Source organism: Pseudocolwellia sp. AS88 (genome assembly GCF_030551755.1).
In the GTDB taxonomy this organism is placed as follows: Bacteria; Pseudomonadota; Gammaproteobacteria; order Enterobacterales; family Alteromonadaceae; genus Pseudocolwellia.
The window spans coordinates 1-23540 of record NZ_JAUPEC010000037.1 but is presented as its reverse complement, the minus strand read 5'-3'; the positions used below and the strand labels follow the sequence as shown (position 1 = coordinate 23540).

General features: G+C 36.5%; 21 protein-coding genes and 1 pseudogene. 10 read left to right on the top strand and 12 right to left on the bottom strand.

Annotated elements, in window-relative coordinates:
• From Q5N69_RS17695 to Q5N69_RS17685, 3 genes and pseudogenes are all read right to left on the bottom strand, one after another.
• Positions 1-285: pseudogene (locus Q5N69_RS17695) on the bottom strand (hypothetical protein); the annotation flags it as partial.
• 60 nt (positions 286-345) lie between these two features.
• On the bottom strand, positions 346-1590 hold the full coding sequence (locus tag Q5N69_RS17690; RefSeq protein ID WP_304370419.1) for a TolC family protein: 1245 nt from the start codon (positions 1588-1590) through the stop codon (positions 346-348).
• 103 nt (positions 1591-1693) lie between these two features.
• The gene (locus Q5N69_RS17685; RefSeq protein WP_304370418.1) at positions 1694-2041 is read right to left on the bottom strand and encodes a DUF2946 domain-containing protein; all 348 of its coding nucleotides are present in this window, start codon (positions 2039-2041) and stop codon (positions 1694-1696) included.
• Between the two features lie 318 nt (positions 2042-2359).
• Between Q5N69_RS17685 and Q5N69_RS17680 the strand changes: the two genes are divergently transcribed.
• Positions 2360-4300 (top strand): cytochrome c/FTR1 family iron permease, encoded by a 1941-nt coding sequence (locus Q5N69_RS17680; RefSeq protein ID WP_304370417.1) that lies wholly within the window; start codon positions 2360-2362, stop codon positions 4298-4300.
• Positions 4301-4314: 14 nt separating this feature from the next.
• Here Q5N69_RS17680 and cadR read toward each other — a convergent pair whose 3' ends face one another.
• Positions 4315-4722: a Cd(II)/Pb(II)-responsive transcriptional regulator gene (gene cadR / locus Q5N69_RS17675; protein ID WP_024592054.1), complete on the bottom strand. Its 408-nt coding sequence runs from the start codon at positions 4720-4722 to the stop codon at positions 4315-4317.
• Between the two features lie 77 nt (positions 4723-4799).
• On the opposite strand from cadR, the gene Q5N69_RS17670 reads away from it, so the two are divergent.
• Positions 4800-5699 carry a cation transporter gene (locus tag Q5N69_RS17670; RefSeq protein ID WP_304370416.1) on the top strand — a complete coding sequence of 300 codons (900 nt, stop codon included), beginning with the start codon at positions 4800-4802 and terminating at the stop codon, positions 5697-5699.
• A 659-nt stretch (positions 5700-6358) separates the two neighbouring features.
• On the opposite strand, the gene Q5N69_RS17665 is transcribed toward Q5N69_RS17670, so the two are convergent.
• The 5 genes from Q5N69_RS17665 to Q5N69_RS17645 form a co-directional block, all read right to left on the bottom strand.
• Positions 6359-7732 carry a site-specific integrase gene (locus tag Q5N69_RS17665; protein ID WP_304370415.1) on the bottom strand — a complete coding sequence of 458 codons (1374 nt, stop codon included), beginning with the start codon at positions 7730-7732 and terminating at the stop codon, positions 6359-6361.
• Positions 7732-8253 (bottom strand): hypothetical protein, encoded by a 522-nt coding sequence (locus Q5N69_RS17660; protein ID WP_304370414.1) that lies wholly within the window; start codon positions 8251-8253, stop codon positions 7732-7734. Before Q5N69_RS17660 ends, Q5N69_RS17665 begins: the two co-directional genes overlap by 1 nt.
• Before the next feature lie 11 nt (positions 8254-8264).
• Complete coding sequence (locus Q5N69_RS17655) at positions 8265-10640, bottom strand: hypothetical protein (RefSeq protein ID WP_304370413.1); 2376 nt, start codon at positions 10638-10640, stop codon at positions 8265-8267.
• The gene (locus Q5N69_RS17650; RefSeq protein WP_304370412.1) at positions 10634-12988 is read right to left on the bottom strand and encodes a hypothetical protein; all 2355 of its coding nucleotides are present in this window, start codon (positions 12986-12988) and stop codon (positions 10634-10636) included. Before Q5N69_RS17650 ends, Q5N69_RS17655 begins: the two co-directional genes overlap by 7 nt.
• 379 nt (positions 12989-13367) lie before the next feature.
• Entirely contained in the window at positions 13368-14072 is a 705-nt protein-coding gene (locus Q5N69_RS17645) for a pseudouridine synthase (protein ID WP_304370411.1), read from the bottom strand.
• Between the two features lie 188 nt (positions 14073-14260).
• Between Q5N69_RS17645 and Q5N69_RS17640 the strand changes: the two genes are divergently transcribed.
• The 3 genes from Q5N69_RS17640 to Q5N69_RS17630 are packed head-to-tail and all read left to right on the top strand — an operon-like array spanning position 14261 to position 16122.
• Positions 14261-15241: a methylenetetrahydrofolate reductase gene (locus tag Q5N69_RS17640; RefSeq protein ID WP_304370410.1), complete on the top strand. Its 981-nt coding sequence runs from the start codon at positions 14261-14263 to the stop codon at positions 15239-15241.
• A gap of 33 nt (positions 15242-15274) precedes the next feature.
• A complete protein-coding gene (locus Q5N69_RS17635) occupies positions 15275-15913 on the top strand; it encodes a DsbA family protein (RefSeq protein ID WP_304370409.1) in 639 nt (212 codons plus the stop codon).
• A gap of 11 nt (positions 15914-15924) precedes the next feature.
• The gene (locus Q5N69_RS17630; protein WP_304370408.1) at positions 15925-16122 is read left to right on the top strand and encodes a hypothetical protein; all 198 of its coding nucleotides are present in this window, start codon (positions 15925-15927) and stop codon (positions 16120-16122) included.
• A gap of 173 nt (positions 16123-16295) precedes the next feature.
• On the opposite strand, the gene Q5N69_RS17625 is transcribed toward Q5N69_RS17630, so the two are convergent.
• Both Q5N69_RS17625 and Q5N69_RS17620 read right to left on the bottom strand, forming a co-directional pair.
• Positions 16296-16640 carry a YajD family HNH nuclease gene (locus Q5N69_RS17625; protein ID WP_304370407.1) on the bottom strand — a complete coding sequence of 115 codons (345 nt, stop codon included), beginning with the start codon at positions 16638-16640 and terminating at the stop codon, positions 16296-16298.
• Between the two features lie 236 nt (positions 16641-16876).
• The gene (locus Q5N69_RS17620) at positions 16877-18526 is read right to left on the bottom strand and encodes an electron transfer flavoprotein-ubiquinone oxidoreductase (RefSeq protein WP_304370406.1); all 1650 of its coding nucleotides are present in this window, start codon (positions 18524-18526) and stop codon (positions 16877-16879) included.
• 297 nt (positions 18527-18823) lie between these two features.
• On the opposite strand from Q5N69_RS17620, the gene Q5N69_RS17615 reads away from it, so the two are divergent.
• The 4 genes from Q5N69_RS17615 to Q5N69_RS17600 all read left to right on the top strand — a co-directional run bounded on the left by Q5N69_RS17615 (position 18824) and on the right by Q5N69_RS17600 (position 21731).
• Positions 18824-19576, top strand: coding sequence for an electron transfer flavoprotein subunit beta/FixA family protein (locus Q5N69_RS17615; protein WP_304370405.1), 753 nt, complete (start codon positions 18824-18826; stop codon positions 19574-19576).
• On the top strand, positions 19573-20499 hold the full coding sequence (locus Q5N69_RS17610; protein ID WP_304370404.1) for an electron transfer flavoprotein subunit alpha/FixB family protein: 927 nt from the start codon (positions 19573-19575) through the stop codon (positions 20497-20499). The genes Q5N69_RS17615 and Q5N69_RS17610 overlap by 4 nt, the downstream gene beginning before the upstream one ends.
• A 77-nt stretch (positions 20500-20576) precedes the next feature.
• Positions 20577-20903 (top strand): stress response translation initiation inhibitor YciH, encoded by a 327-nt coding sequence (locus Q5N69_RS17605; protein ID WP_304370403.1) that lies wholly within the window; start codon positions 20577-20579, stop codon positions 20901-20903.
• 30 nt (positions 20904-20933) lie between these two features.
• Positions 20934-21731, top strand: coding sequence for a response regulator (locus Q5N69_RS17600; RefSeq protein WP_304370402.1), 798 nt, complete (start codon positions 20934-20936; stop codon positions 21729-21731).
• Positions 21732-21851: 120 nt separating this feature from the next.
• Here the strand turns inward: Q5N69_RS17600 and ylqF are convergent, their stop codons facing one another.
• Positions 21852-22784 carry a ribosome biogenesis GTPase YlqF gene (ylqF, locus tag Q5N69_RS17595; protein ID WP_304370401.1) on the bottom strand — a complete coding sequence of 311 codons (933 nt, stop codon included), beginning with the start codon at positions 22782-22784 and terminating at the stop codon, positions 21852-21854.
• 176 nt (positions 22785-22960) lie between these two features.
• Between ylqF and Q5N69_RS17590 the strand changes: the two genes are divergently transcribed.
• The gene (locus Q5N69_RS17590; RefSeq protein WP_304370400.1) at positions 22961-23356 is read left to right on the top strand and encodes a biopolymer transporter ExbD; all 396 of its coding nucleotides are present in this window, start codon (positions 22961-22963) and stop codon (positions 23354-23356) included.
• Positions 23357-23540: the final 184 nt, after the last annotated feature.

Genomic DNA, 23540 nt, shown 5'->3' with positions numbered 1-23540 from the left:
ATGGCCATGCCCATCGTCTTTTTCTTCTTCGTGTTCATTTTTACCTTCATGTCCATGCCCATCGTCTTTTTCTTCTTTGTGTTCATTTTTACCTTCATGTCCATGCCCATCGTTTTTTTCTTCTTTGTGCTCATTTTTACCTTCATGCCCATGTCCATCATCTTTTTCTTCAACATGCTTTTCGGTTTTTTCTGCTGATTGAACATTTGCAAATGTCGAAGTACTTATGGTTGTTATTCCACAAAATAGTGCGGCAAGTGTTATTAATTTAATTTGCTTATTCATATGTTTTTTCCAAAATTGGTTCATTGACTATTAATTGATTCTTGATAATGCCTTTAATATTCAAAGCTGAGATAATTGCAAAGTCGCGGCCTTAATTTGGCCCACCTGTAATAGCCAGTCGATCTGGCTTAATTGAAATTGACTTTGTAATTCAATACCAGCATTAAGACCTTCAGCACGTTGTTGTAATGCAAGTAAATATTCGGTAGTACTTACATCACCGCTTTGCCATTGCTTTTGCAGTAAATCGCCACTACGTTTTCCTCTGCCATCCATCAATTGTTGCCATCGTTGATAGTTTTTTTGATAAGTGATTAAGGTGTCAGTGCTTGATTGGATAGCAAATCTCTGTTTGCGCATAACGGAGCGAAAATTTGCTTCAGCAGCTATTGCTTGTTGATTCGCAGCTCTTGCTTGGGCTGAATAATTGTTACGGATATTCAAAGGCATTGAAAAAGTTACGCCTAACACGTTTTCCCTATCATTTTTTCCTGCATTAATACCGATAGTTGGGTCAGCTTTAGTTTCTAACAAAGCTAGTTGAGCATCACTTCTAGTTATTTGCCACTGTGCTTTTGCCGCTAAGACTAAGGGATGTTGTTCAAGCCATTGAGGTGAAATTTGATAATTAGTGATAGTTAAACCTTGCGCAGGTATAACCTCTTTATCTGGCGTCCAATCTCGCAATAGCTCTTTGGTTTGGGCTTCTGCTTGTTTTAATTGAACTTGTACCTTTGCGGTAACATTCAACATTTGGGATAAACTTAAAAAAGTAAGTTCGGCATCTACTTGCCCTAGATCACCTGCTTTTTGACGGTCTTTAACTATATCAAGTAAGGTTTCTAACTGCTTTTCTTGTTCTTGGGCAATAACAGCTTGTTTTTTAGCTGCTTGCCAAGTAACTAACGCTTGTAAAGCTTGCGCTGTCTTTTCTTGAACAAGAAAGTCAAAGTGTTTGCTTGCTTGAGTTAAGCTAAAGTTAGCTTGTTGCTCTTTCGTTTCTCGTTTATCCCATAAATCAATCGTTTGATTAATACCAATTGAATAATTATTAGCGTCACCTTCTCGTTCATAACCCGTCTCTAGTTCAGGATTATAAAGTGGTTGCTTGTTTCCTTCAGCATTTGAAAAAACAGCATTCATTTCTTCTTTGGCGGCAATAATATCGGGATGTTTGTTTATTTGCATCGATAACCAAGATGTCGATGTTGTTTGTGCATTTACGCTTTGTATATTAATTAAAATAGCCAAAGACATACTGACGCATAGCACAGCGCCAATATTTTTTTGAAAAAATATTTTCATAAATTAAACTCATATTTATTTAAATAGTGTTAACTAACGACAGTGAAATCGTAGTAGACACGAATATAAAGATGCTCAGCTAAACTGAGCTATTCTAATAGAGTTAACTTATAGGGGGGATTATTGGGTTATCGTGAAGAGGGCTTGAATATTGAAATAAATACCCATACTGATGTCCTATTTGATTCGGACGCTCAGTAAATGTTTGAGATTGAACGAGCCACTGAATATGAAATCCATGGCAATGACCACAATGATGACAATCTTTAGCATTATGTTCATTGTCTGTTGGTAATTCTTTGTCAGCTACAAAGCGATCAGATTCATGTGAATGTTCAATTTGGATATGCTGAATATCAATTTCATGAATTTCTTGTGAATTTGCAATAGCTACAAATGATTGTAATACAATCAAAATGACTAAAGTAAAATTCAGAAGTTTATTTTTCACAGCAAAACCTTTAAGGATACATAACACAAATTTATTGAGAAGGTATTTAGAAAATAATTAAATTTAAGAATATTCAAAATAACCGTACAACGGTAACATCTATAGTAACTATAGAGTCAAGAAATATTTTCAGAATTAGCTAGATAACCCTTTTTTCATTTTGTAACGATTAGTTAATTAGTTTTCTAATGCTTTCTACATTTTTATTGATAATACTCGGCGATAAAAATATTTTTTAAATACTTTACTCTGTAGTAACTATAGGTATTACAATTGATAATAATTATCATTTGGGCTGTAATATTTAAGGGCCATAGTATGCAATTTTGTTGGAACGTGCGATTAATAAGTCAAAAACATATAGGAATACAATCATTATTTTGTTTAGTGTTGATGGCGATTCTTTTATTTTCGAAGTTGAGTGTAGCTTCAACGGTTGATGAGGTTGCTCAACTACGCCAGATAGCACAGTTGGCAGAATATGTGGGGGTCGATTACGCATCAGCGGTTGATAATGGTCAAGTTATTAACGATGATGAATACCAGGAAATGCTTGAATTCTCTCAATTGATAGTTGATAAAACGTCAAGTGATAATTATGTTATGCACTCTCTCAATGAGAAAGCATCGGCTTTACAAACCGCCATTTCAACTAAACAAAAAGTAGACACTGTCAGGCAATTTGCTTCTGAACTACGAATTTCATTATTGGCTATGATGCCTGAGTTACCTCTCCCTAAAAGATTACTGTCTAAAGAAGCGACGTTTTCTTTATTTGAAAATAACTGTGCGAGTTGCCACGGTCTTTCAGGTCAAGGAAATGGTATTTTAGCATCGGGATTAGAGCCTGCTCCTACCGATTTTACCGATAAAAAACGTGCTGAAAACCGTTCACTTTTAGGCTTGTTTGATGCCATATCTAATGGGCTTGATGATACGGCCATGCCTGCATTCACACAATTAAAAGAACAGCAGAAATGGTCCCTTGCATTTTATGTCGGAAGTTTAGCATTTCAATCATCAAGCGAATTCATCAAACCATCACAATCAGTTTCATTACAAAACTGGATAAATTATAGTCCATTAAAATTATCTACAGAAACTGAGGGATTAACGAAAAATGAAATTGAAGGGTTAAGAGCCGATCCAAAATTATTGTTTACCAATCAAAGTGGTCCTTTAGCTATAACCAAAACTCAATTAGCTGCCGCAAGCATTGCGTATAAAAATGAAGAGTATGAGAAGGCCAAAACACTTGCTGTGAGTGCTTATCTAGATGGTTTTGAATTAATTGAAAATAGTTTGGATGCACGAGACAAAAATTTACGTAAAAGCATCGAAGGAAACTTGATTAAGCTTCGTCAAGTGTTAAGTAACGCACAACAGGTTAATCAACTTGAAAGCCTTATGGAAATTACTGTGAGGCAACTCAATGACGCGGAAAAACTTCTGACAGAAACCACTTTATCAAATGAGGCTCTTTTTACTGCAAGCTTAGTTATTTTGCTAAGAGAAGGTTTAGAAGCCTTGCTGGTTGTGCTGGCTTTGATAACAGTGTTAATTCGAACTAAACGTCATGATGCCTTAAAATATGTCCATTTTGGTTGGCTCAGTGCGCTACTAGCGGGTTTTGCTACTTGGGCGGTAGCCCAGTCAATGATCAATATCAGTGGTGCAAGTCGAGAAGTCATGGAAGGTATTGCTGCAATGCTTGCAGCGTTAATGTTGTTCTATGTGGGGATCTGGATGCATAGCAAAACGAATGCTGAACACTGGCAGGCATACATTCAAAAGCACATTAATACACAATTAGAAGCAGGTACACTTTGGGGATTAGCCGTGCTCTCATTTATCGCTGTTTACCGAGAGGTTTTTGAAACGGTTTTATTCTATCAATCACTGTTAACACAAGCCTCAACGACTCAATACTCATTTGTTATCGGTGGACTTTTATTCGGGATAGCTGTGTTATCGATTATTGCATGGGGAATGTTTAAATATTCTGTAAAATTGCCAATTGCTCGTTTCTTTTCAACAACAACATATCTCTTATTAGCACTGTCATTTATATTAATGGGAAAAGCAGTTTCAGCATTACAAGAGGCTGCCGTTATTGGAATTTCTCCATTGCCAATTACTGTAGAGGTTGATTGGATTGGTGTTGGGTCTACTTGGGAAGGCATAATGGCACAGTTGGCAATATTGGTTTTATTTATAGCCTATATGTATAGATCTAGAAGAAAACAAATAATGATTTAAGATCAGCATTGTATCTAAACATTTTTAGCTACGTCACTGGTAAGCTTTTGTAAAATACCACACTGCTCAATTGTTCCATTATTTGAGCAGGTGTTACTTAAGTAATTTAATTGTTCTTTTAGGCTATTAAGTTCTTTAATACGTTGTTCAACTTGCTGAATATGACTATCGATCATGTTGTTAACTGAGTTGCATTGAATCGAGGGTGAACTTTGTAACTCAAGCAGTTGACGAATTTCCGATAAGGTTAAATCGAGCGTTCTGCATTGTTTAATAAACATCAATTGTTTAAGTGACGATTTATTATATAAACGAAAATTTCCTTCACTTCGCTCTGGGGATTTCAAGAGTTGTTCTTTTTCATAATAACGGATCGTTTGTACTGAACAATCTGTTAATTTTGCTAGTTCGCCAATTTTCATAATATTAAATCTCTTTGTTGACTCTATAGTTACTATAGACTTTATACTTTGTAAAAATGTGTTTAGCAAGGTTTTTTATGTCAAATAAATGTAGTGGCCAATGTGAGTCAGTTGTTACTGACTCTAGTATTAAAGAGTTTAAAAATACTGATGCTTTTGATGGGCGTTTCACCACTGATTATAAAGTGCCTAAGATGGATTGTCCTTCTGAAGAACGATTGATAAGGTTAGCGCTCGACGGTATTGAACCACCTGTTGGATTAAAATTTGATATTCCTAATCGGCTAGTTAAAGTTTTTCATGATGCTCATTTGGATGAGATAACTACGAAGCTTCAATCATTGAATTTAGGTGCTACGTTAGAAATAACCAGAGAAAGTTGCAGTGTTGAAGCAACCCAAGCCAAAGTATCTGATAAAGAAAATGAAGGGAAAGAAACCATTATTCTTAAGTGGTTACTGATCATTAACGGGTTCATGTTTTTTTGTGAATTCATCGCGGGTTGGATTGCTCAATCCGCTGGACTGATTGCTGACTCTTTAGATATGTTTGCAGATGCTGCTGTATATGGATTAGCGATATATGCGGTTGGGAAAAGTATTAAGATGAAACTCAAAGCAGCCCACATATCGGGATTGCTACAAGTTATCCTTGCGTTAGGTGCTTTAAGTGAAGTGTTAAGGCGATTTATATACGGAAGTGAACCCGTATCAAATTTAATGATGATTTTTGGTGCACTTGCGTTAATTGCCAATGTTACATGTTTGTTTTTAATATCCGATAGTAAAGAAAATGGCGCTCATATGAAGGCTAGTTGGATTTTCTCAGCTAATGATGTTATCGCAAATGTTGGCGTTATATTAGCTGGACTACTGGTAACACTGACAGGATCTCGTTATCCAGATCTTGTTATTGGATTTATAATTGCCCTTGTAGTATTAAGTGGTGCTCGTCGAATTTTACAGTTAAAAGCGTAGTTGAAATCAAATAAAAAGTCTCTGTCACAACATTAATAAGCATCAACACTCAAGTATCTAGTATGAACACGATATATCATTAGCCAAGGCGTTCTGGTCAAGTGACATAAGTTATGGTGTGGTAAAAACTTTGCGCACCAACATCAATTGTTGCCTTATAATTGTTTTTCTTTGGTTATTAAATGAATATTTTAAGCCGTTTATTTCAAACCGATTTTAGGAACGTCCGCTTTCCCAATAATTTTCAATTCTGCTGTCGGTTATATTAGGTCAACTAACTGGTACTCAATTGATCTCGACAAACACTCGAAATTTTAAACTCATACTTCATCTTTGCGTACAAAGTGCTGCTAAATCCTGTGGCGCAATGTGCCCCGAAGCACCATAGAAATTAATACTTAAAATCATATTAATCTAATGTCCGCTTTGGTATTTTCTAATCAAATTAGAATTTTTGACTTTATAGATTCCTGATGAAATTTAGAACAATTCTATTATCTAACGCAGGGATGATTTTCATCGGTTCAAAAGTCGCTAGATATGCCAAGGGTAAGGTCTTCTTTCGTATCTTTGCTGACCTAATCAACTGTACGATTAGGTTCAATCCAACATTGAAAAGTGTAAGATAAAAGACGAGCAACTACATCAGTATCCATACATCAAATTTTAGCTTGTTTAATATCTAATCCAAAAGCCTTTATCGTGCTTTTCAGTGATGCTAGGGCTTCTGTAAAGTTCAGTTCTTTATCCTGAATTTGCTTTTCAATACGACTTAACTGGTCTTCAACAATTCCTACTGATGCCGATAGTGCAACTGCACTGTAAGCTTTAGCGTAGCCTCGTATTTTAGCGAAAGCCAAGTGAATATAAGTATCAAGGGAGTGCAATAGCGTATGCCCTGTCCATTCTTTTAATTGTAATTTGAAAGTTTCGGCATTAAGTAGATGTTTTCTAAAATCATCAACATTAGTAACATCTTCATGTTGCTGAATAATTTCAATGAGTTTGTTTGTAATAAAAGCATGACGATAGAGGTGCGGGTGAAGTGCACCTTTGATGCCTAATTCCTTTTTCCACTTGTTCAGATAGGTCGTCCATGAGTCCGCTTTAAAAGGCTCACCTGTTTTTGTTGCTATGAACAAGAAGCCATGGTCTTTATCTCCAGTGAGCCCTTTCTTCTTCATGATTTTGCGACGATATTTCATGTATTGAGCAATATCAGTAACAAGCGTATGGGGAATAGGCACATGCCTTGTAGTTTGTTCGTCTTTACGCTTTAGCGTGTGCATTTTAAGGGACGGCTCATTCATGTATCTAGCTTCTTTGAAGTCATCCACGGTTACGAGATGAAGTTCTGCTACACGACCACCTGTTTGCTCCATTAATTGATACAGAGCTATATCACGATAACGAACAGCTTTATTGACATTGGTTTGTATAAAACCCCATACCTTTAACGCGTCTTTTTCACCAACTGGTAATCGTCTTTTAACAGCATCTTTGCTTGGCAGGCAAATATGCGAAGTAGAGGTAATTTCTTTCTTGTGCCTACTTCCCTCAATTGAAATTTTGTGAGTTGTCTCAACCACCGTAATGGCATTGGCTTTGTCTGTGCCAATAAATAGTTTCAAGTCATGATACTCTTGAACAAACTCAAGAAATTTAAGGCATCGAATGCCGACTTCCAAAACCCTATTGTTACTTTTAACCTTTTCGCCATTAGGATGTTTCTCGCTTTGCAATCCCTGTATAAACAAGCGAAAAGTAGCGTCTGTTAAATCTCTAAAACGGTTAAGATGGGTTGCACTTTCGACATGATAGACCAAAGCAATAATACAGTTGGCATACGTCCTGATTGTCTGGTATTTCAATCCTTCCTCTAGCAGTTTATGAATATACATGTTGGCTTCATAGCAAGGCACGCCATTTTTATAGGAGACAAACGGTATATCCCTTGGTTTATAAAATTTCAATTTCCCATCAAAACCAAGGTGTGACCAACGAGAAAAATCCTTTAGTTTAACTACAGGCATCAGACTTCACCATAGTTGACATAATTAAGCTGCGCCTCAACCTTCTTATTAATATCTTTGTAGCGCTTTAAACGTTCTTCATCCCTACCATCTTGCAATGCCATTGCTTTTAAGTGTCCGCGCATTTCTTTAATGACTGTATTCAATAGGAAATTACTTTGCTGAGTGATAACAAGCATTTCTTCAGTTGACGCTAGCTTTTGCCTTGCACTCTCTTCATTGCTCTTTTTAATTTTCCCTTTTAAGGCTTTCTCTATGGAGTCACGAGCATTAGTTCTGAGTGTATCAAAACCTTCAAAACCTTGTTCTAACAACAACTCTGAAAGGCTTTTAACGGTATTAATTGAAATAGTATTGATGTGTCGCTCGGCATCTACATACTTGGCTAAGCCACCTTGCGATTTAAGGGCTTTTGTTAGGACATCATTGTTTTTAAATTCATCTGGCGATTTGATAATTTCCAGTAACAGTGCTTCGGTTGCCAGTATTGTTCTTTGATTGCTTTCTTTATTCTTTTTCATTGTTACTTTTCCTACACGACTTTTACCTGGAATGCTAAGTTAAAAGTTTCTCGAACCTGTCCGTCTTCGTCGGTAACTTTGAAGAAATTCGGCTCCAAGCTGATTTCACCCGTTTTCAGTAACGCTTCAAGGTTAGATTCCAGATTTGCCTCTGCTTTCAATTGGTCAATATGCGGAGCAGTTATGTCGTCGTCATCTGCCAGGTCGATGACGCTTTCCAAGTCATCAATAATTACTGTACCAGCATTGTATTTTTTGGCTAGCGTTGCTTTTAACTCACCGATATTTTTTAGTTTTTCTAGCTCACCATCCTTATTTAGCACACCTTGCACAATAACAGTGGCCTTAACCCCGTTCAGGATATCGCCCACTTCATTGCTTGATATGTAATGATATAAGTGTGACATATCAGTATGTCCTAGCATCCAACGCAAGGCTTCAAGCCCTTGAAAACGTTTTTGCCAGAAGAACAGCAAAGCAAAGAATCGACGTAACTGATGTTGTCTCACATACTGTCGTCTTAGCTCACCATTATTCATCTTAACAAGGGGTGTTTCAAAGTAGTCACATATCGAATCGAGGTGAGCATTAAAGCTCTTAACTTTAATTTTAGTGAGGTGGCACACTCTTGCGTCTAAGTTATTAAAAAGACCTAGGGTTTTCCCTTTAACCACCCCTTGCGATATGGCGGCCTCGTTAAACGCTTCGAGTCTCCAGATGATTTTAGCAAGAGAGGTAGTAATAGGTCTTTCAATGATTTTGTTGGTCGATAACTTACCGCCATTCCCAGACTTTTTTAGTTTAAAAATGAGATTATATTCAATATCCTCATTCTCCTCCTCAAATGGGTTTTTGTTTGGTGACAGATTACCACTGCTTGCTAATGATATTAACTCATCCTGTCGCCTTGCTGCAATAATGCCAGTAAGGTACTGACAACTCCCTATGAGAACACTGTAAAGCTCAAATAAACTATCGTTGTTCCGTATGGCGTTGTACTTGTCAGTAGCTAGAACTTCAAAAGATAAAACCTGTCGAATACCCATAGCCTTAACCGATTTTTCATTCAACGTACTCATTACTTGGGTTTTCATAAAGTGACCACACTCAGTCATTGACATGTTTTGATGAATCTCAGGAACGAACGAAGAGCTTTTTTCGCGAGGTCGCTCTTTGTTGCTATATGATTTCACACTTTTGTTAGCAGCTTGTGAGAGTGCTAACAAGCAAGCATCCAAAATCTCTTGCTGGTACTTAAGAGCAAATTCAAAAGACTGTCGCGTGAGTTTAAAGACCATGTCAGGGTGCAAAGTTTGAGTACGCCCTGGTGGTTTTAACGTCACTAAGTCATTAATTTTTCTTATGCTAAGTGCTTTTGTTGCATCAGTGAGAGGTGAACTTGCGTTGTCCTTGAATATGTTGATGTTAATCAACTTAGCCATTGAGATGTAGAGGCTAATTGTCTTCTCTGCGGCTGACGTTTCTATGTTTTCAGTGTTAAAGGGGCTATATTCAGTGGTTCGCTTTTTTTCGGCAAGCCAGAGTTCAGGCGATGTGGGAATGTTTAGGATAGGGGATGCTATTTTCCCCTTAAATAGCAGCATTGCGAGCAAAGTACCATTACCTTGAGCCTCAAAATTAGTCCTATATTTATAATAACCTTGAGCGTAAAGCCAGCAACATAGCTTAACGCGGTCTTCTTTTGTTAAATGAAGCGTTAAATCGTCTTCTGCTATATCTCTGCTCACAAAAGGATACTTTCTCACAAAAGCTTTTACCTGATCTTGTGTGATGTTGTTTGCGTGCGCTTTAACTAACTTTACGGTGCGACTTGTAAAATCATAGACTCCGTTGGTTGGTCCATCCTCAGACATTGCTTTAAAAACAGACAGCCAGAAGTCAGCATTGATGTGACTAAGGTGATATTGACTTAACTCTAATGCGGCTGAGCGCAATAAAATGGCGTCAATTAATGACAGGACTCTATCTACCCCCATTTTTGCTGTGATGGTTTTGATGACCGCCCCCCCATTTTCAAGTGGGTCGGACACCGCAAGTAACCAGTTTTTAAAACCATTTAGCAGAGGTTTATGCTTAGAGTGATTGAGAGGTAATCCATCGTCAAGCGTCACAGATGACCAGTCAACAACTTTATCCTTTTGACCGAAATTCATAACAGTGACATCATCATCGTACTCACTTTTAAACCAATAAGGCATTTCATTGGTATGGTCGTAAATGTGGGTAAAATGATTGCCAATTTCACGTTGTAAAGTGAAATCTTGGTTTGCAACAGCGTAGTGAAGCGTTTCAGTTAACTCTTCGCTATTTAGCTCATGAAGTTTAACCTTTCTTTCCTTCAAGTTATTTACAATCAGTTTTAACATGTTAACGCTCCAACGACGAGTTGAGTATCAAGGGGATTTTTCTTTGCAGTAGCGATAAGTTGCGAACGCTCTGCATTGATTGTACTTTCTCGCGCATCTTCGGTAAGAATGAGCGTAGCAGCCTCATACCAGGTTGATACGATGTCACGAAAGGTTTGACCATCCTGTACTTCTTTTGAGCGGTCAACGATGCACTTGATGGCAATAAGCACTCTCATCACATTTTTAGTAATGGTAAGAGTTACCTCATCAAATCGTTCTCGGGACTTTTCCTCCTCAACAAGGGATAGCGTTGCGTCATTTTTGAATTTACCAAACAATTTAGGTATATCGTGAATACCGTGGTTTTGTAGAAATTCATCGAGGTTTTCAGGTTTAATATCAACCGCTTCAAAAAGATAGTCCGATTCCTGCATTGCGATGTAAATAAGCGCATTTTGAAATTGGCGAATCCATCTTGCATTGAAAAAATCCATCAGCGCTGAGGGAAGGTATTTATTTAATAGGTCTACATTGACCGTTTCATGCCCCAACACCTCTGCTACTTCGCGCAAAGAGCGGGTTTTAATGTACGTGCGAATAGCTCGGATTTTACGAGCTGAACGAAAGCCTACCGACTTAGATAGCAATAACTTATCGGCTTCATTTATACCACTAGAGTGGTTATACACCCACTGCCGATAGGCGCTGCTCATGGATGCCGCGTTGATACTGGCGGCAAAATTACCGCACCAACTTGCTTTTTGCAAATCAGCCTTGAGTAACATATAACGCCACGCGTTTTCTTGATACTCATCTGTGCTCGGGTTTGCTTTTAGATACTGTCGAGAAAGTTCAGTGTGATCAATTAACGTCTTAACAATGGATTGACTGTATTCGTTAAGAATAATGTCTTGTTGTGCTTTCGGCGCCCCCTTGCGATTTTTATAAACGACAATTACGTAACTACCACCAACTTGTTTATACCCTGTCATTTGCTCTTTCTTATCAAACAGCTCCCAATTCTGAAGAGCAGAAGGGGTGAGTTGGGGGTGTTCCAACACTAACAATGTGCACAGTGCACCTAACGTACTGGTGGTGGGCAGATTAAATTCATTCACTAGAGCAGAGTTATTCAGATGATCGTGGTTACTGTAAGATCCCCCAAAAAGAACAACATAATTTGCAACGTTTGCCCCGATACCATGCTCATAGAATGTGGCAATGCTATTCTCTAGGTGGTCACGCCCCACGCGCACGTATTCATCTTTTTTAACACCGCCACCGACTTTTCTAATGGATTTAACCACACCTGCTTTTGCCAATTCAAGGTTGCGCTCATGTTTTTCTTTTATGCGTTCAAAAACAGTATGATAAGATGCACGAACATGATCTTCACTATCTCGTAACCTGTCCTCGATAATTTGGATGACTGCCTCATCTTTTATGTGCAGTGGAATAGAGGCAAGCCACAGCTGCTCTTCTTTGGGTGTTAACTTACCGCCCGTAGCTATCTTTGCGATAGGCTGAGAGTCTTCTTTGAATAAGGGTGTTAAAATAGGTCGAACTGGTTCATCAATTAATCCGCTATCAATAAAACATATTTTAAAAACATTAATAGCTCTAACCCACAGGACAAAAAAGCTTTCACTTTTATTGCCTTTCGCTAAATGGCTACTAAACGAACACCACATGACCTTCTCAAGAAACGCACTCAATTTATTAGTTTTCAGTTGAGCGCGCAAATCTTCTGCGCTATCGCAATGCTTTGTAAATGAATTTAGAAGATCAGTTAGCGCAGTAACCCCATTGCGCAGGTTAGCTGTTTTTTGTGTTGTTCCATACTGGCGAGCATGATGATAAATATCAGCAGTCAGCTTATCACCAAAGGCTTCATGAAATTCACCTATTGCAAAGTTGAAGACTTTACCTTCCTTTGATTTCAGTTGCCAGCCATCAAGGTACGCGAGGCGCTCTGGGCTGACTTGTAATTTTTTGAATTCAGCAATACACTGCTCGATGCTTTCGTTCACCTTGATAATTGGCAGCTGAGGTGTATTGATTGCATGCTTAGTAAGCGCTTTAAAGGTTCTGATGACAATGTTTGCCACATCGTATGCTTGCTTGCAGTCGTATTGCGAGTACATAAAGCCCACAAAGCCACGCAATTGCTTTGATAACAACTCATGGCTGTTAAGAATCTCCATCGTTGGATAACTACCCAGCTTAAAGGTTGATATGTAAGCTGCATAGTTGTTCACTACTACACCTACAAAACCTTTAGGGGTGTTATCTGAGAGGAGCTTCTTGTAAGCTGGTGATAGTGCCTTTTGTACAACTGGTAATGATTTAATAGCGACTGGATTCAAAATTCAAACACCTAAATACTGTACGAAAACCCAGTATATAAAAATATTGATTATTGTCAATATATATTTACTGTCTTGTTTACTTTTAAATTATATATAATAGTAAGTTACACTTAGTTGATTGGTTTTATTATTAGGAGTAGCACACAAAGCATTTTATAAATTGTGCGAGCATATGTTGCCAAACTATCATCAATTAGAGTTTGAATTAAGAGTGTATCTCACTCAACTTGAGCTAAAAGGCCCTATTTATGAAAACTCATAACTTGATGTCAGCTCAATTATCATAATAAATTAATGTTCACGCTAAGCTAGCTATAAACAACAGTAAAACTATAAATAAACCTTAATTAATCCGAAAGAACAATAAGTCTGGATCTTAGCTAAAGATATTTTCAACTTCTTCAGCCGTTAACTCTCGACTATCTCCGGCTTTTAAGTTGGCATCTAAACTCAAGTTACCAATTTTACTTCGATGTAATTGCATCACTTGGTTTCTAAAGCGACCAAACATACGCTTAATTTGATGGTATTTCCCTTCCATTAGTATCACTTGGGCAACGTAATCAGAGATTATTTCAAGGATTGCAGGCTCTGTGGTTATATCTTCATATTCAAAATACATTCCTTGTTGAAAAGCAGCGATATAGTCTTGGGTAAGTTGTTCTTTTAAGGTTACTTGATAAACCTTAGGGACTTTACTTTGAGGTAAGGTTAATCGTTCAGACCAACGGCTATCATTGGTTAATAACATTAGGCCTGAGGTATTTAAATCTAAACGTCCGACAATATGTAATGACTCTTTATTTGGATTATCGAGTAAATCAATAACCGTTTTATGAATTTCGTCTTTAGTAGCACTCACTACGCCTACAGGTTTATGCAGCATCATATAAAGAGGTTTGTCACTCTGCAGTACTTTGCCGTTTACACAAATTTTTGAGAACTTATTAATTTGAAAAGCGGCATCTGTAATAACTATGCCATCAACCATCACTTTATTTTGCGCTAACAGTAACTTAACGTCTCGTTTATTAACAGACAGAGCATTGCTAACAAATTTATCTATTCTACTTTTCTGCATTATGTGGAGTGAACTCGTGACTATTCTTAATGTGTATTCTACAGAATATTTGCATTACCTCTAAATCACATCATGTTATATTTTTAATTAGTTCGAATTAATCTAGCTTCTAGATAATTGAGCCTTGACAAATTTTAGTAACTGTAAGACTATATAGACGTCTAAACGTCCATTAAAGAATTGAACTTGTGAAAAATGAATCTGAATTAAAAGCTCGATATAACGATATACACCGTGGTGTTTATTTTATTGGTACCACACCGCCAAAAAGTGACACTCCTCTTGAAGAAGTTGAAAGCATTGCTGGTAAGTTATTAGAACGTGTAAGCGATATAGATTTCGACGGCTTAATTGTTTACGACATTCAAGATGAAAACTCGCGCACAAGTAAACCTAGACCGTTTCCATTTAAGTCGACTCACGACACTCGCTTATATTCATCACTGTTAAATAAAAAGTCGAAACGTCCAGTTATTACTTACAAAAGTGTTATTCAGTCAGATGCTGAAGCTTTTGATGAATGGGCAAATGAAGCTTGGGAAACCTATGGCGTTAAAGATGTTGTATTAGTGGGGAGTCCTTCAAAGAAAAATAACATATCTCTTTCTTTGGAAAATGCTTATAAAACCTTAGTTAATAATCAACATGACTTTTTTATTGGTGGTGTAACTATCGCTGAGCGTCATGCAAGTAAAGGTAATGAGCACGAAAGATTGATTGAAAAGCATCATCAGGGTTGTAACTTTTTTATATCTCAAGCTATTTATAACCCACAAGCGACTATTGATATGCTGACGCGTTATGCGATTGAATGTAAAAATGAAGGCGTTAAACCACAACGTTTAATTCTTACTTTTTCTCCTTGTGGCAGCAAAAAAACCTTAGAATTTATTGATTGGTTAGGTGTTAGTGTTCCAGAAGCTACGAGCTTACGCATACTTAACGCAAATAACTCGTTATATGAATCTATCCGTATTTGTGTGAATAGCTTACAACAAATTTTAGATGCAGTTTTACCTTACGATTTACCTTTGGGTTTGAACATTGAAAGCTTAACAAATCGTAAAGAAGAAATAGACGGCTCTATTCTTTTGTATAAATTATTACGCTCAAAAATGGATAACTATTTAGCTAAAAAAGAATTAGACTTATTAATAAGTAAACACTAATCCTTAATCGTATTTGCAAACATAGGATCTTCTATGAATAAAACCCTTATTTATGTCCACGATCCTATGTGCAGTTGGTGTTGGGGATTTGAACCTGTTAGACAAAAACTATTTGCTAGCTTAGATAGCTCGGTTAACATTAAACGCTTTGTAGGTGGTTTAGCGCCGGATTCAGATGAGCCTATGCCAAAAGACATGCAAAATATGTTGAAAGACACTTGGCAGAGAATAGAACAGAATATTCCAGGTACTTTATTTAACTTTGATTTTTGGACTAAGTGCCAACCAAGACGCTCAACCTACCCGTCTAATCGTGCAATTATTGCTGCTCGTCAGCAAGGCATTGAATACGATGAGCAAATAACTCACCTGATACAAAAAGCTTATTATAGCCAAGCGAGAAACCCGTCTAACGAAAGCTTACTCATCGAATTAGCCGCTGAATTATCTAAAACATCTAACTTCAATTGCGAACAATTCATCAACGATTTAGGTTCTAAAGAAGTTCAAGCTTTGTTTGAGCAAGAGTTAGATTATACTCGTAGCTTAGGTGTTAATGGTTTTCCTAGTTTAGTTTATCAGTCAGGAAATAAGCTTTACTCGATAGGTCTTGACTATAATAACGCTGACAATATGTTAGCTCAAATTAAACAAATTGATGCGTTAAGCTAGAGGAGTTAACTTTGAAGTTAATAATGAAAACTGAGTTTGATAATTTGAGGTTAAATCCAGATCACCAATATGAAGTTGATAATAATGGCGATAAGCAGGTAGTAAAAATATACAGCAATAATCAACTGATAGCTAAAAAGCTCAAGATGAAAAAATCTATCCGTTTTTTTGGTGCAAACGGCTATGAGAAACACCTTACTGCTGAATAAGCGTTGTATAATTACTAAAAAGTTAGGCTAGCTTCAAATCTTCTCGTTATAGAAAAAGACTTATCTTATCATTGCAAAATAAGCCTGTTTATTCAAAACTCACATTAAAAGCGTTCATTTCTAACGAGTAAAACAACCTCGAGTTAAAGCATTAATATCCTATTATTACTTTACTATTTTTTCAGAAGAGACTTTAAATCAGCAAACGGATTATAGGTTGCTTGATCTTGGTTAGTATCACCCGCCTTTACTTCAGTACTATAATTCGCATGATCTGTGTATTTGGCATGTTCATTATCGTGGCAATAGATACATAAAAGTTCCCAATTAGAACCATCATTAGGATTGTTGGTGTGGTCGTGATCGATATGATGAACTGTTAATTCTCTAATATTAGAATATTCAAATTCTCTAGCACAACGTCCACAAACCCAAGGGTATAATTTTAATGCTCTATCTCTGTAGCCTTTTTCTTGGCTTTTATAATTAGCACTAGTGCCGTATCTATCTGAGGACATACTCTACTCTCTTATTTCTTTTTATGATTTCTTCTCAAACCAATTAATGCAAAGTCATCATTTTTTATAAACCTTTAAGGGGATTATATAACTACCTAATGAAAAACAAACAATTAATTTGGGGTTAATTGAGATAATCAATATAGAGACTATTCAAGCTACACATATAAAAAAGCCCACTTAAAATTAATTAAGCAGGCTGTTATGAATAAAATTGCTATTTAGGCGTGATGAAATTACATATTAGGATAATTTGGTCCACCCGTACCTTCAGGTGTTACCCACGTAATATTTTGACTCGGATCTTTAATATCACACGTTTTACAGTGAATACAGTTTTGCGAGTTAATAACGAACTTATCACCTTCAGGTGTTGATTCCACTTCGTATACACCTGCTGGACAATAACGTTGAGCTGGTTCGGCATACTTAGGTAAATTAACACTAATAGGAATACTTGCATCAGCTAGTTTTAAGTGACAAGGCTGTTCTTCTGCATGATTAGTATTTGATATAAACACAGAGGACAATTTATCAAAACTTAGTACGTTGTCTGGTTTAGCATAATTTATTTTAGGAGCATTAGCTGCCAGCTTAAGCTGCGCATGATCTAAAGAATCATCTTTAAAATTAAACGGTAATTTACCACCAAAAATATTTTGATCTAACGTGTTATAAGCTCCACCAATAAAAGTACCAAACTTATGCATAGCTGGACCAAAATTACGTGTACTGTAAAGTTCGTCGTATAACCACGAGTTTTTATATTTATCAGTAAAAGACGTTAGATCTTTGCCACCTTCATCACCAGCAACTACTGCTTCAAAAATAGCTTCAGCTGCAAGCATCCCTGACTTCATCGCCGTATGATTACCTTTAATTTTAGCGTAGTTAATTGTGCCAGCATCACAGCCAACCAATATCCCACCAGGCATAGTCATTTTAGGTAATGAGTTAAAGCCACCTTTTGCCATAGCACGGGCACCATAAGAAACACGTTTGCCTCCAGCTAAATATTGGCTGATGGTTGGATGATGTTTATAACGTTGAAATTCATCAAACGGACTTAAATGTGGATTGCTATAATTTAAATCAACAATAAGACCAACAAACACTTGGTTATTCTCAGCATGATACAAGTAACCGCCACCATTAGTATCAGACTCTAAAGGCCAACCAGCACTATGCACAACTAAACCTTCTTGATGCTTCTCTGGATCTATATCCCAAATTTCTTTAAAGCCAATACCATAATGTTGCGGTGAAGATTCAGCATCTAAGCCAAACTTAGCAATAAGTTCTTTACCTAAATGACCACGACAGCCTTCAGCAAAAACAGTATATTTAGCGCGTAGCTCCATACCCGGCTCAAACGAATCTTTAGAGTTACCTTCCGCGTCTAAGCCCATATCGCCTGTTATAATTCCAGCAACACTATTATCTTCATTATAGATAACTTCTTGAGCAGGAAAACCAGGGAAAATCTCAACACCAAGTTGCTCTGCTTGTTCAGCTAACCAACGGCATACATTGCCCATACTAACAATATAGTTACCTTCATTATGCATAGTCTTAGGCACTGAGAAGTGAGGTAACTTAGTGGCTTTTTCTTCACTATTAAAATAGAAAATATCATCGCCAGTTACAGCGGTATTTAATGGGGCACCTTTTTCTTTCCAATCTGGAAATAATTCGTTCATGGCTGTGGGTTCAAATACAGCACCAGATAAAATATGCGCACCAACCTCTGAGCCTTTTTCTACAACACACACCATTAATTCTTTTTCATTTTTCTGTGCGAGTTGCATTAATTGACATGCAGTAGCTAAGCCTGAAGGCCCTGCACCAACGATTACAACATCAAACTCCATCGATTCACGTTCCATAATATCTCCCACTGACAATCTGCTTACAAATAAATTCAAACACTCGTTTGATTTTCAAACACCTGTTTGATAATATCAATAAATAAAGATAATTGGTATGTAAATACTAGCTTGAAATAAAATTTTTACTCAGAAAGTTATTAATGTTTATTTTTAATGGTGAGATTTAAACAATATAACTAAGCTAAATTTACTCTACAGTTACTTTTACAACACTCTTTGCATTAACAGCTAAGATTAAAGTGAAGGTTTATCATAATTAATAATTACAATTAACTTGTACCATCAGAGGCTACGATGAAAATATTAGTACCTATAAAACGTGTAATTGATTACAACGTAAAAGTTCGTGTTAAAGCAGATAATACCGATGTAGATCTTGCTAACGTAAAAATGTCGATTAACCCTTTTTGTGAAATAGCAGTAGAAGAAGCTGTTCGTCTTAAAGAATCAGGTGTAGCAACTGAAATAGTTGTAGTGTCAATTGGCAACAAGTCTTGCCAAGAACAGTTAAGAACGGCTCTAGCTTTAGGCGCAGATCGTGCTATTCAAATTGATACTGAAGAAAAATTAGAGTCAATCAATATTGCCAAGCTACTACAAAAAGTTGTTGAAGAAGAACAGCCACAGCTAGTGATTTTAGGTAAACAGTCAATCGATAGTGATAACAATCAAACAGGTCAAATGCTTGCTGCATTAACTGGAATGCCGCAAGGTACTTTTGCTTCAAAAGTAAGTGTTGATGGCGATAAAGTAAATGTAACTCGTGAAGTAGATAGTGGTTTACAAACTATAGCACTTAGCTTACCAGCAATAGTAACTACTGACTTACGTTTAAACGAGCCACGTTACGCAAAACTACCAGACATTATGAAAGCAAAACGTAAACCTTTAGAAGTTAAATCTGCTGCAGATTTTGGTATAGATTTAACCTCGCGTAGCAATGTGATTAAAGTAACAGCTCCTGCACAGCGTCAAGCTGGCATTGTTGTTAGTAGTGTTGATGAATTAGTTGAAAAATTAAAAAATGAAGCGAAGGTGATCTCATGAGTATTCTAGTATTTGCTGAACATGATAACAAAAGCTTAAAAGCTGATACGTTAAAAACAGTTGCAGCCGCTCAAGCAATTGGTGGTGATATTCATATACTTGTTGCTGGTTCAAACTGTAGTGATGTTGTAAATGAAGCAGCTAAAGTTAATGGTGTTAGTAAAGTTTTAGTTGCAGACAATGCGGCTTATGAACATCAACTGGCTGAAAATATCAGTTTATTAGTGACTGAGTTAGCAGCAGATTATGATCATATTTTAACAACAGCGTTAACAACAGGTAAAAACTTTATGCCTCGCGTTGCAGCGTTATTAGATGTTGCTCAAATATCTGACATTATAGGCGTTGAAAGTGCTGATACTTTTGTTCGCCCTATTTATGCAGGTAACGCAATCGCGACCGTACAAAGCTTAGATAGTAAAAAAGTGATCACAGTTAGATCAACAGGTTTTGATGCTGTTGCAACTGACGGTAGTGCTGAAGTTATCACTTTAGATTCAGTGCAAGACGCAGGTACTTCTGCCCATGTAAATGATGAAGTTTCTGAATCAGAACGTCCTGACTTAGGTGCTGCTGGTATTGTTATATCCGGCGGTAGAGGTATGCAAAATGGTGAAAACTTTACTTTACTAGAAGGCATCGCTGATAAATTAGGTGCTGCTATTGGTGCTTCTCGTGCTGCTGTAGATGCAGGCTTTGTACCTAACGACATGCAAGTAGGTCAAACAGGTAAAATTGTTGCTCCTGACTTGTATATTGCTGTAGGTATTTCTGGTGCTATTCAACATTTAGCTGGTATGAAAGATTCAAAAGTGATTGTAGCAATCAACAAAGATCCTGATGCACCTATATTCCAAGTAGCAGATTATGGTTTAGTTGCAGACTTATTTGACGCCTTACCAGAATTAGAAAGTAAACTATAAAACTTCCTTTACTCGCAGTATAATAAAGCCACTTTGAGTGGCTTTTTTTATAACTAAAATTCGATAATTAGGTATTTATGAACGACAATAACTCAACACTTGTTTATTCAACAGGTACAGGAAGAATAAAAGAACAAGATAAAGGTGAAGTAATTACTCCTTCAGACGGTTTCGCAAAAGTAAGACGTGAAACAAAAGGTCGTAAAGGAAAAGGTGTTATTACTATTTCTGGACTAGGATTAGATAGTGCTGGTTTAAAAGAACTAGCTAAAAAACTAAAAAAAACCTGTGGTACTGGTGGAAGCGTTGTAGGTGAAGTTATTGAAGTACAAGGCGATAAAAGAGACACCATAAAGCAAGTACTTGAAAAGAATGGCTTTAAAGTAAAGTTTATTGGTGGCTAACTAATACGCTTTACTTTCTTAAGGGAAAACATGATAACAATGAATCCAAGTGATATCTCTATCTTAGTTGTAGAGCCATCAGACACTCAAAGAAAAATAATCACTAAAGAATTGAAAAGACAAGGTGTCACTGAATTATCAGAAGCTAAAAGCTTAACAGAAGCTTTAAATATCTTAGAAAGAAACCCTTATGACCTCGTCACAAGTGCTATGTATTTTGCAGATGGTACTGCACTAGATATGCTTAAAAAAATTCGTTCAAACGATAAAATTTCAGATACGGCCTTTATGCTTGTAAGTAGTGAGCATAAAAGAGAAAGTTTAGAAGAATTTAAGCAATCTGGTGTTATCGCTCTACTTCCAAAGCCATTTACCCACGATCACCTAGCTGCAGCAATTAATACAACTATCGATTTATTATCGGTTGATGAACTAGAGCTAGAGCATTTTGATGTTCACGAAATAAGAGTATTGTTAGTTGATGATAGTCGCTTAGCCCGTAATCATATCAAGCGTGTTTTAAATAACTTAGGATTAATGAAAGTTACTGAAGCAGTGGATGGCCAACAAGCTATTAACTTATTACAAGATAACATGTTCGATCTGATTGTAACTGATTACAACATGCCTGAAGTTGATGGAAGAGAATTGACTCGCTATGTGAGAGAACAAAGTCAGCAATCACATCTACCTATTTTAATGGTAACCAGTGAAAGTAACGATACGCACCTTGCAAACATAGAGCAAGATGGTGTAAATGCCCTTTGTGATAAACCTTTTGAGCCGCAACTTGTTAAACAGATTTTATTTAAATTACTTGAGCATTAGAGCGGTAATTTCATTTAACTATTCAAGTCTGACAAGAAGCTGAAGAGACCGCCCCTTTCAGCTTCTTAAATCTAATTGATTAATTACTATTTATTGCCACATTGAAATAATAAAATGAGCCTATCTTTTATTCTTACGTCCACGGCCACGTGCTAATTTCTTAGCTTCACGGGCTGCAACTTTATCTTCTTCAACTTTATCAAAATGTATAATTTCTTTTTCAACCATTTCAGGTGTTTCAAAAGTAATAGCACCTAAAGTTTTATCACGTATTTCATTGATTAAAATGGCTGAAGCTTTATGAAGATCCACACGACCACCGCCTTTAACACAACCTCTAACACGTCCAATCTCTTCTAATACTTCAATCTCTGTTGCAGGTAGAGTTTCAAGTTTATAGCGCTCTTTTAATCGTTCAGGATATTCAAGAAGCAAGTAGTCAGCTGCAAAACAAGCAATATCATCATGATCAAAAGCAGTATCTTTTACTGCACTAGTGATAGCTAAACGATATCCACTATTTTCATTGACAATTTTAGGCCACAGCATACCTGGTGTATCGTAAAGATATAAACCCTCTTCAAGTTTTATTCTTTGCTGACCTTTAGTTACCGCAGGCTCATTGCCAACTTTAGCTTTAGCCTTACCCACTAAGGTATTTAATAATGTAGATTTTCCTACATTAGGTATTCCCATAATAACAGCATTAATTTGCTTACCCGTTTCGTCTTTATTAGGTGCTAACTTACGAATTAATGCAGGTAATGTTTTAGCAACACTTGGATTATCAGTCGTTAAAGCAATAGCTTTTACATTTTGCTGAGATTCTAAATAATCTAACCACATTTGGGTTTTAATAGGATCAGCTAAATCAGATTTATTTAATATTTTAATTAATGGCTTATCACCCCTTATCTCGGTGATCATAGGATTTTCACTACTGAAAGGTAAACGTGCGTCACATACTTCAATAACAACATCAATCTGAGGAAGGATGTCTTTTATTTCTCTTTGGGCTTTATGCATATGCCCAGGAAACCAATTAATAGCCATTTTTATCAAGTTTTTATGAAGAACAATTAATTATATTTTATCAAAATTCATTTGATACAGCATTACTTTTAAAATAATCACATAACAAAGCTTATTCTTATAAATCAAAAACTCGACTTACGACAACCTTCGTACTACATTCATATCATAACATCGAGCATAAAAAGGAAGTTACTATGAGCAAAAGAAATAATAAACATCAAATAGAAGAAAGCGAAGTAGATATGACACCAATGCTAGACATTGTATTTATCATGCTGATATTTTTTATTGTAACAACTTCATTTGTCAAAGAAGAAGGGATGCTTGTGAATCGACCTGAAGCGTCAAAATCACCTAAGAATAATGATCCAATAATACTAGTAAAGATAAACGAAACAGGCCTAATCACATTTGATGGTAAACTTGTAGACATAGAAAGACTACCTGCACGTATCGAGAATTTTCTAGCAAAAAGCCAAACACAAAGTGCCGTAGTTATACCTAGTTATGAAACTTCCCATGAAGATGTAGTTAAAGTACTTGACCAAATAAAAACATTTGATCATTTAACAATATCTATTGGTAAGTAATAACGTATAAAGATGTACTAATGTCATAAGCACACGATAAGAGGAGTTGAGTCCTACAATTATCGCTATTACCTATCGTCTTTTATGAGTGTTTGGTTTTTCAAATACCAGATAGCAAAAAACCCGTAGCATAAGCTACGGGTTTCTTTAAATAGAAGCCTAGCAATGTCCTACTCTCACATGG

What these genes read in the sequence shown, in the direction of transcription:
- Q5N69_RS17690 (WP_304370419.1), bottom strand. Translation starts at nt 1,590, where the DNA reads ATGAAAATATTTTTTCAAAAAAATATTGGCGCTGTGCTATGCGTCAGT.
- Q5N69_RS17680 (WP_304370417.1), top strand. Translation starts at nt 2,360, where the DNA reads ATGCAATTTTGTTGGAACGTGCGATTAATAAGTCAAAAACATATAGGA.
- cadR (WP_024592054.1), bottom strand. Translation starts at nt 4,722, where the DNA reads ATGAAAATTGGCGAACTAGCAAAATTAACAGATTGTTCAGTACAAACG.
- Q5N69_RS17670 (WP_304370416.1), top strand. Translation starts at nt 4,800, where the DNA reads ATGTCAAATAAATGTAGTGGCCAATGTGAGTCAGTTGTTACTGACTCT.
- Q5N69_RS17665 (WP_304370415.1), bottom strand. Translation starts at nt 7,732, where the DNA reads ATGCCTGTAGTTAAACTAAAGGATTTTTCTCGTTGGTCACACCTTGGT.
- Q5N69_RS17660 (WP_304370414.1), bottom strand. Translation starts at nt 8,253, where the DNA reads ATGAAAAAGAATAAAGAAAGCAATCAAAGAACAATACTGGCAACCGAA.
- Q5N69_RS17655 (WP_304370413.1), bottom strand. Translation starts at nt 10,640, where the DNA reads ATGTTAAAACTGATTGTAAATAACTTGAAGGAAAGAAAGGTTAAACTT.
- Q5N69_RS17645 (WP_304370411.1), bottom strand. Translation starts at nt 14,072, where the DNA reads ATGCAGAAAAGTAGAATAGATAAATTTGTTAGCAATGCTCTGTCTGTT.
- Q5N69_RS17635 (WP_304370409.1), top strand. Translation starts at nt 15,275, where the DNA reads ATGAATAAAACCCTTATTTATGTCCACGATCCTATGTGCAGTTGGTGT.
- Q5N69_RS17625 (WP_304370407.1), bottom strand. Translation starts at nt 16,640, where the DNA reads ATGTCCTCAGATAGATACGGCACTAGTGCTAATTATAAAAGCCAAGAA.
- Q5N69_RS17620 (WP_304370406.1), bottom strand. Translation starts at nt 18,526, where the DNA reads ATGGAACGTGAATCGATGGAGTTTGATGTTGTAATCGTTGGTGCAGGG.
- Q5N69_RS17615 (WP_304370405.1), top strand. Translation starts at nt 18,824, where the DNA reads ATGAAAATATTAGTACCTATAAAACGTGTAATTGATTACAACGTAAAA.
- Q5N69_RS17610 (WP_304370404.1), top strand. Translation starts at nt 19,573, where the DNA reads ATGAGTATTCTAGTATTTGCTGAACATGATAACAAAAGCTTAAAAGCT.
- Q5N69_RS17605 (WP_304370403.1), top strand. Translation starts at nt 20,577, where the DNA reads ATGAACGACAATAACTCAACACTTGTTTATTCAACAGGTACAGGAAGA.
- Q5N69_RS17600 (WP_304370402.1), top strand. Translation starts at nt 20,934, where the DNA reads ATGATAACAATGAATCCAAGTGATATCTCTATCTTAGTTGTAGAGCCA.
- ylqF (WP_304370401.1), bottom strand. Translation starts at nt 22,784, where the DNA reads ATGGCTATTAATTGGTTTCCTGGGCATATGCATAAAGCCCAAAGAGAA.
- Q5N69_RS17590 (WP_304370400.1), top strand. Translation starts at nt 22,961, where the DNA reads ATGAGCAAAAGAAATAATAAACATCAAATAGAAGAAAGCGAAGTAGAT.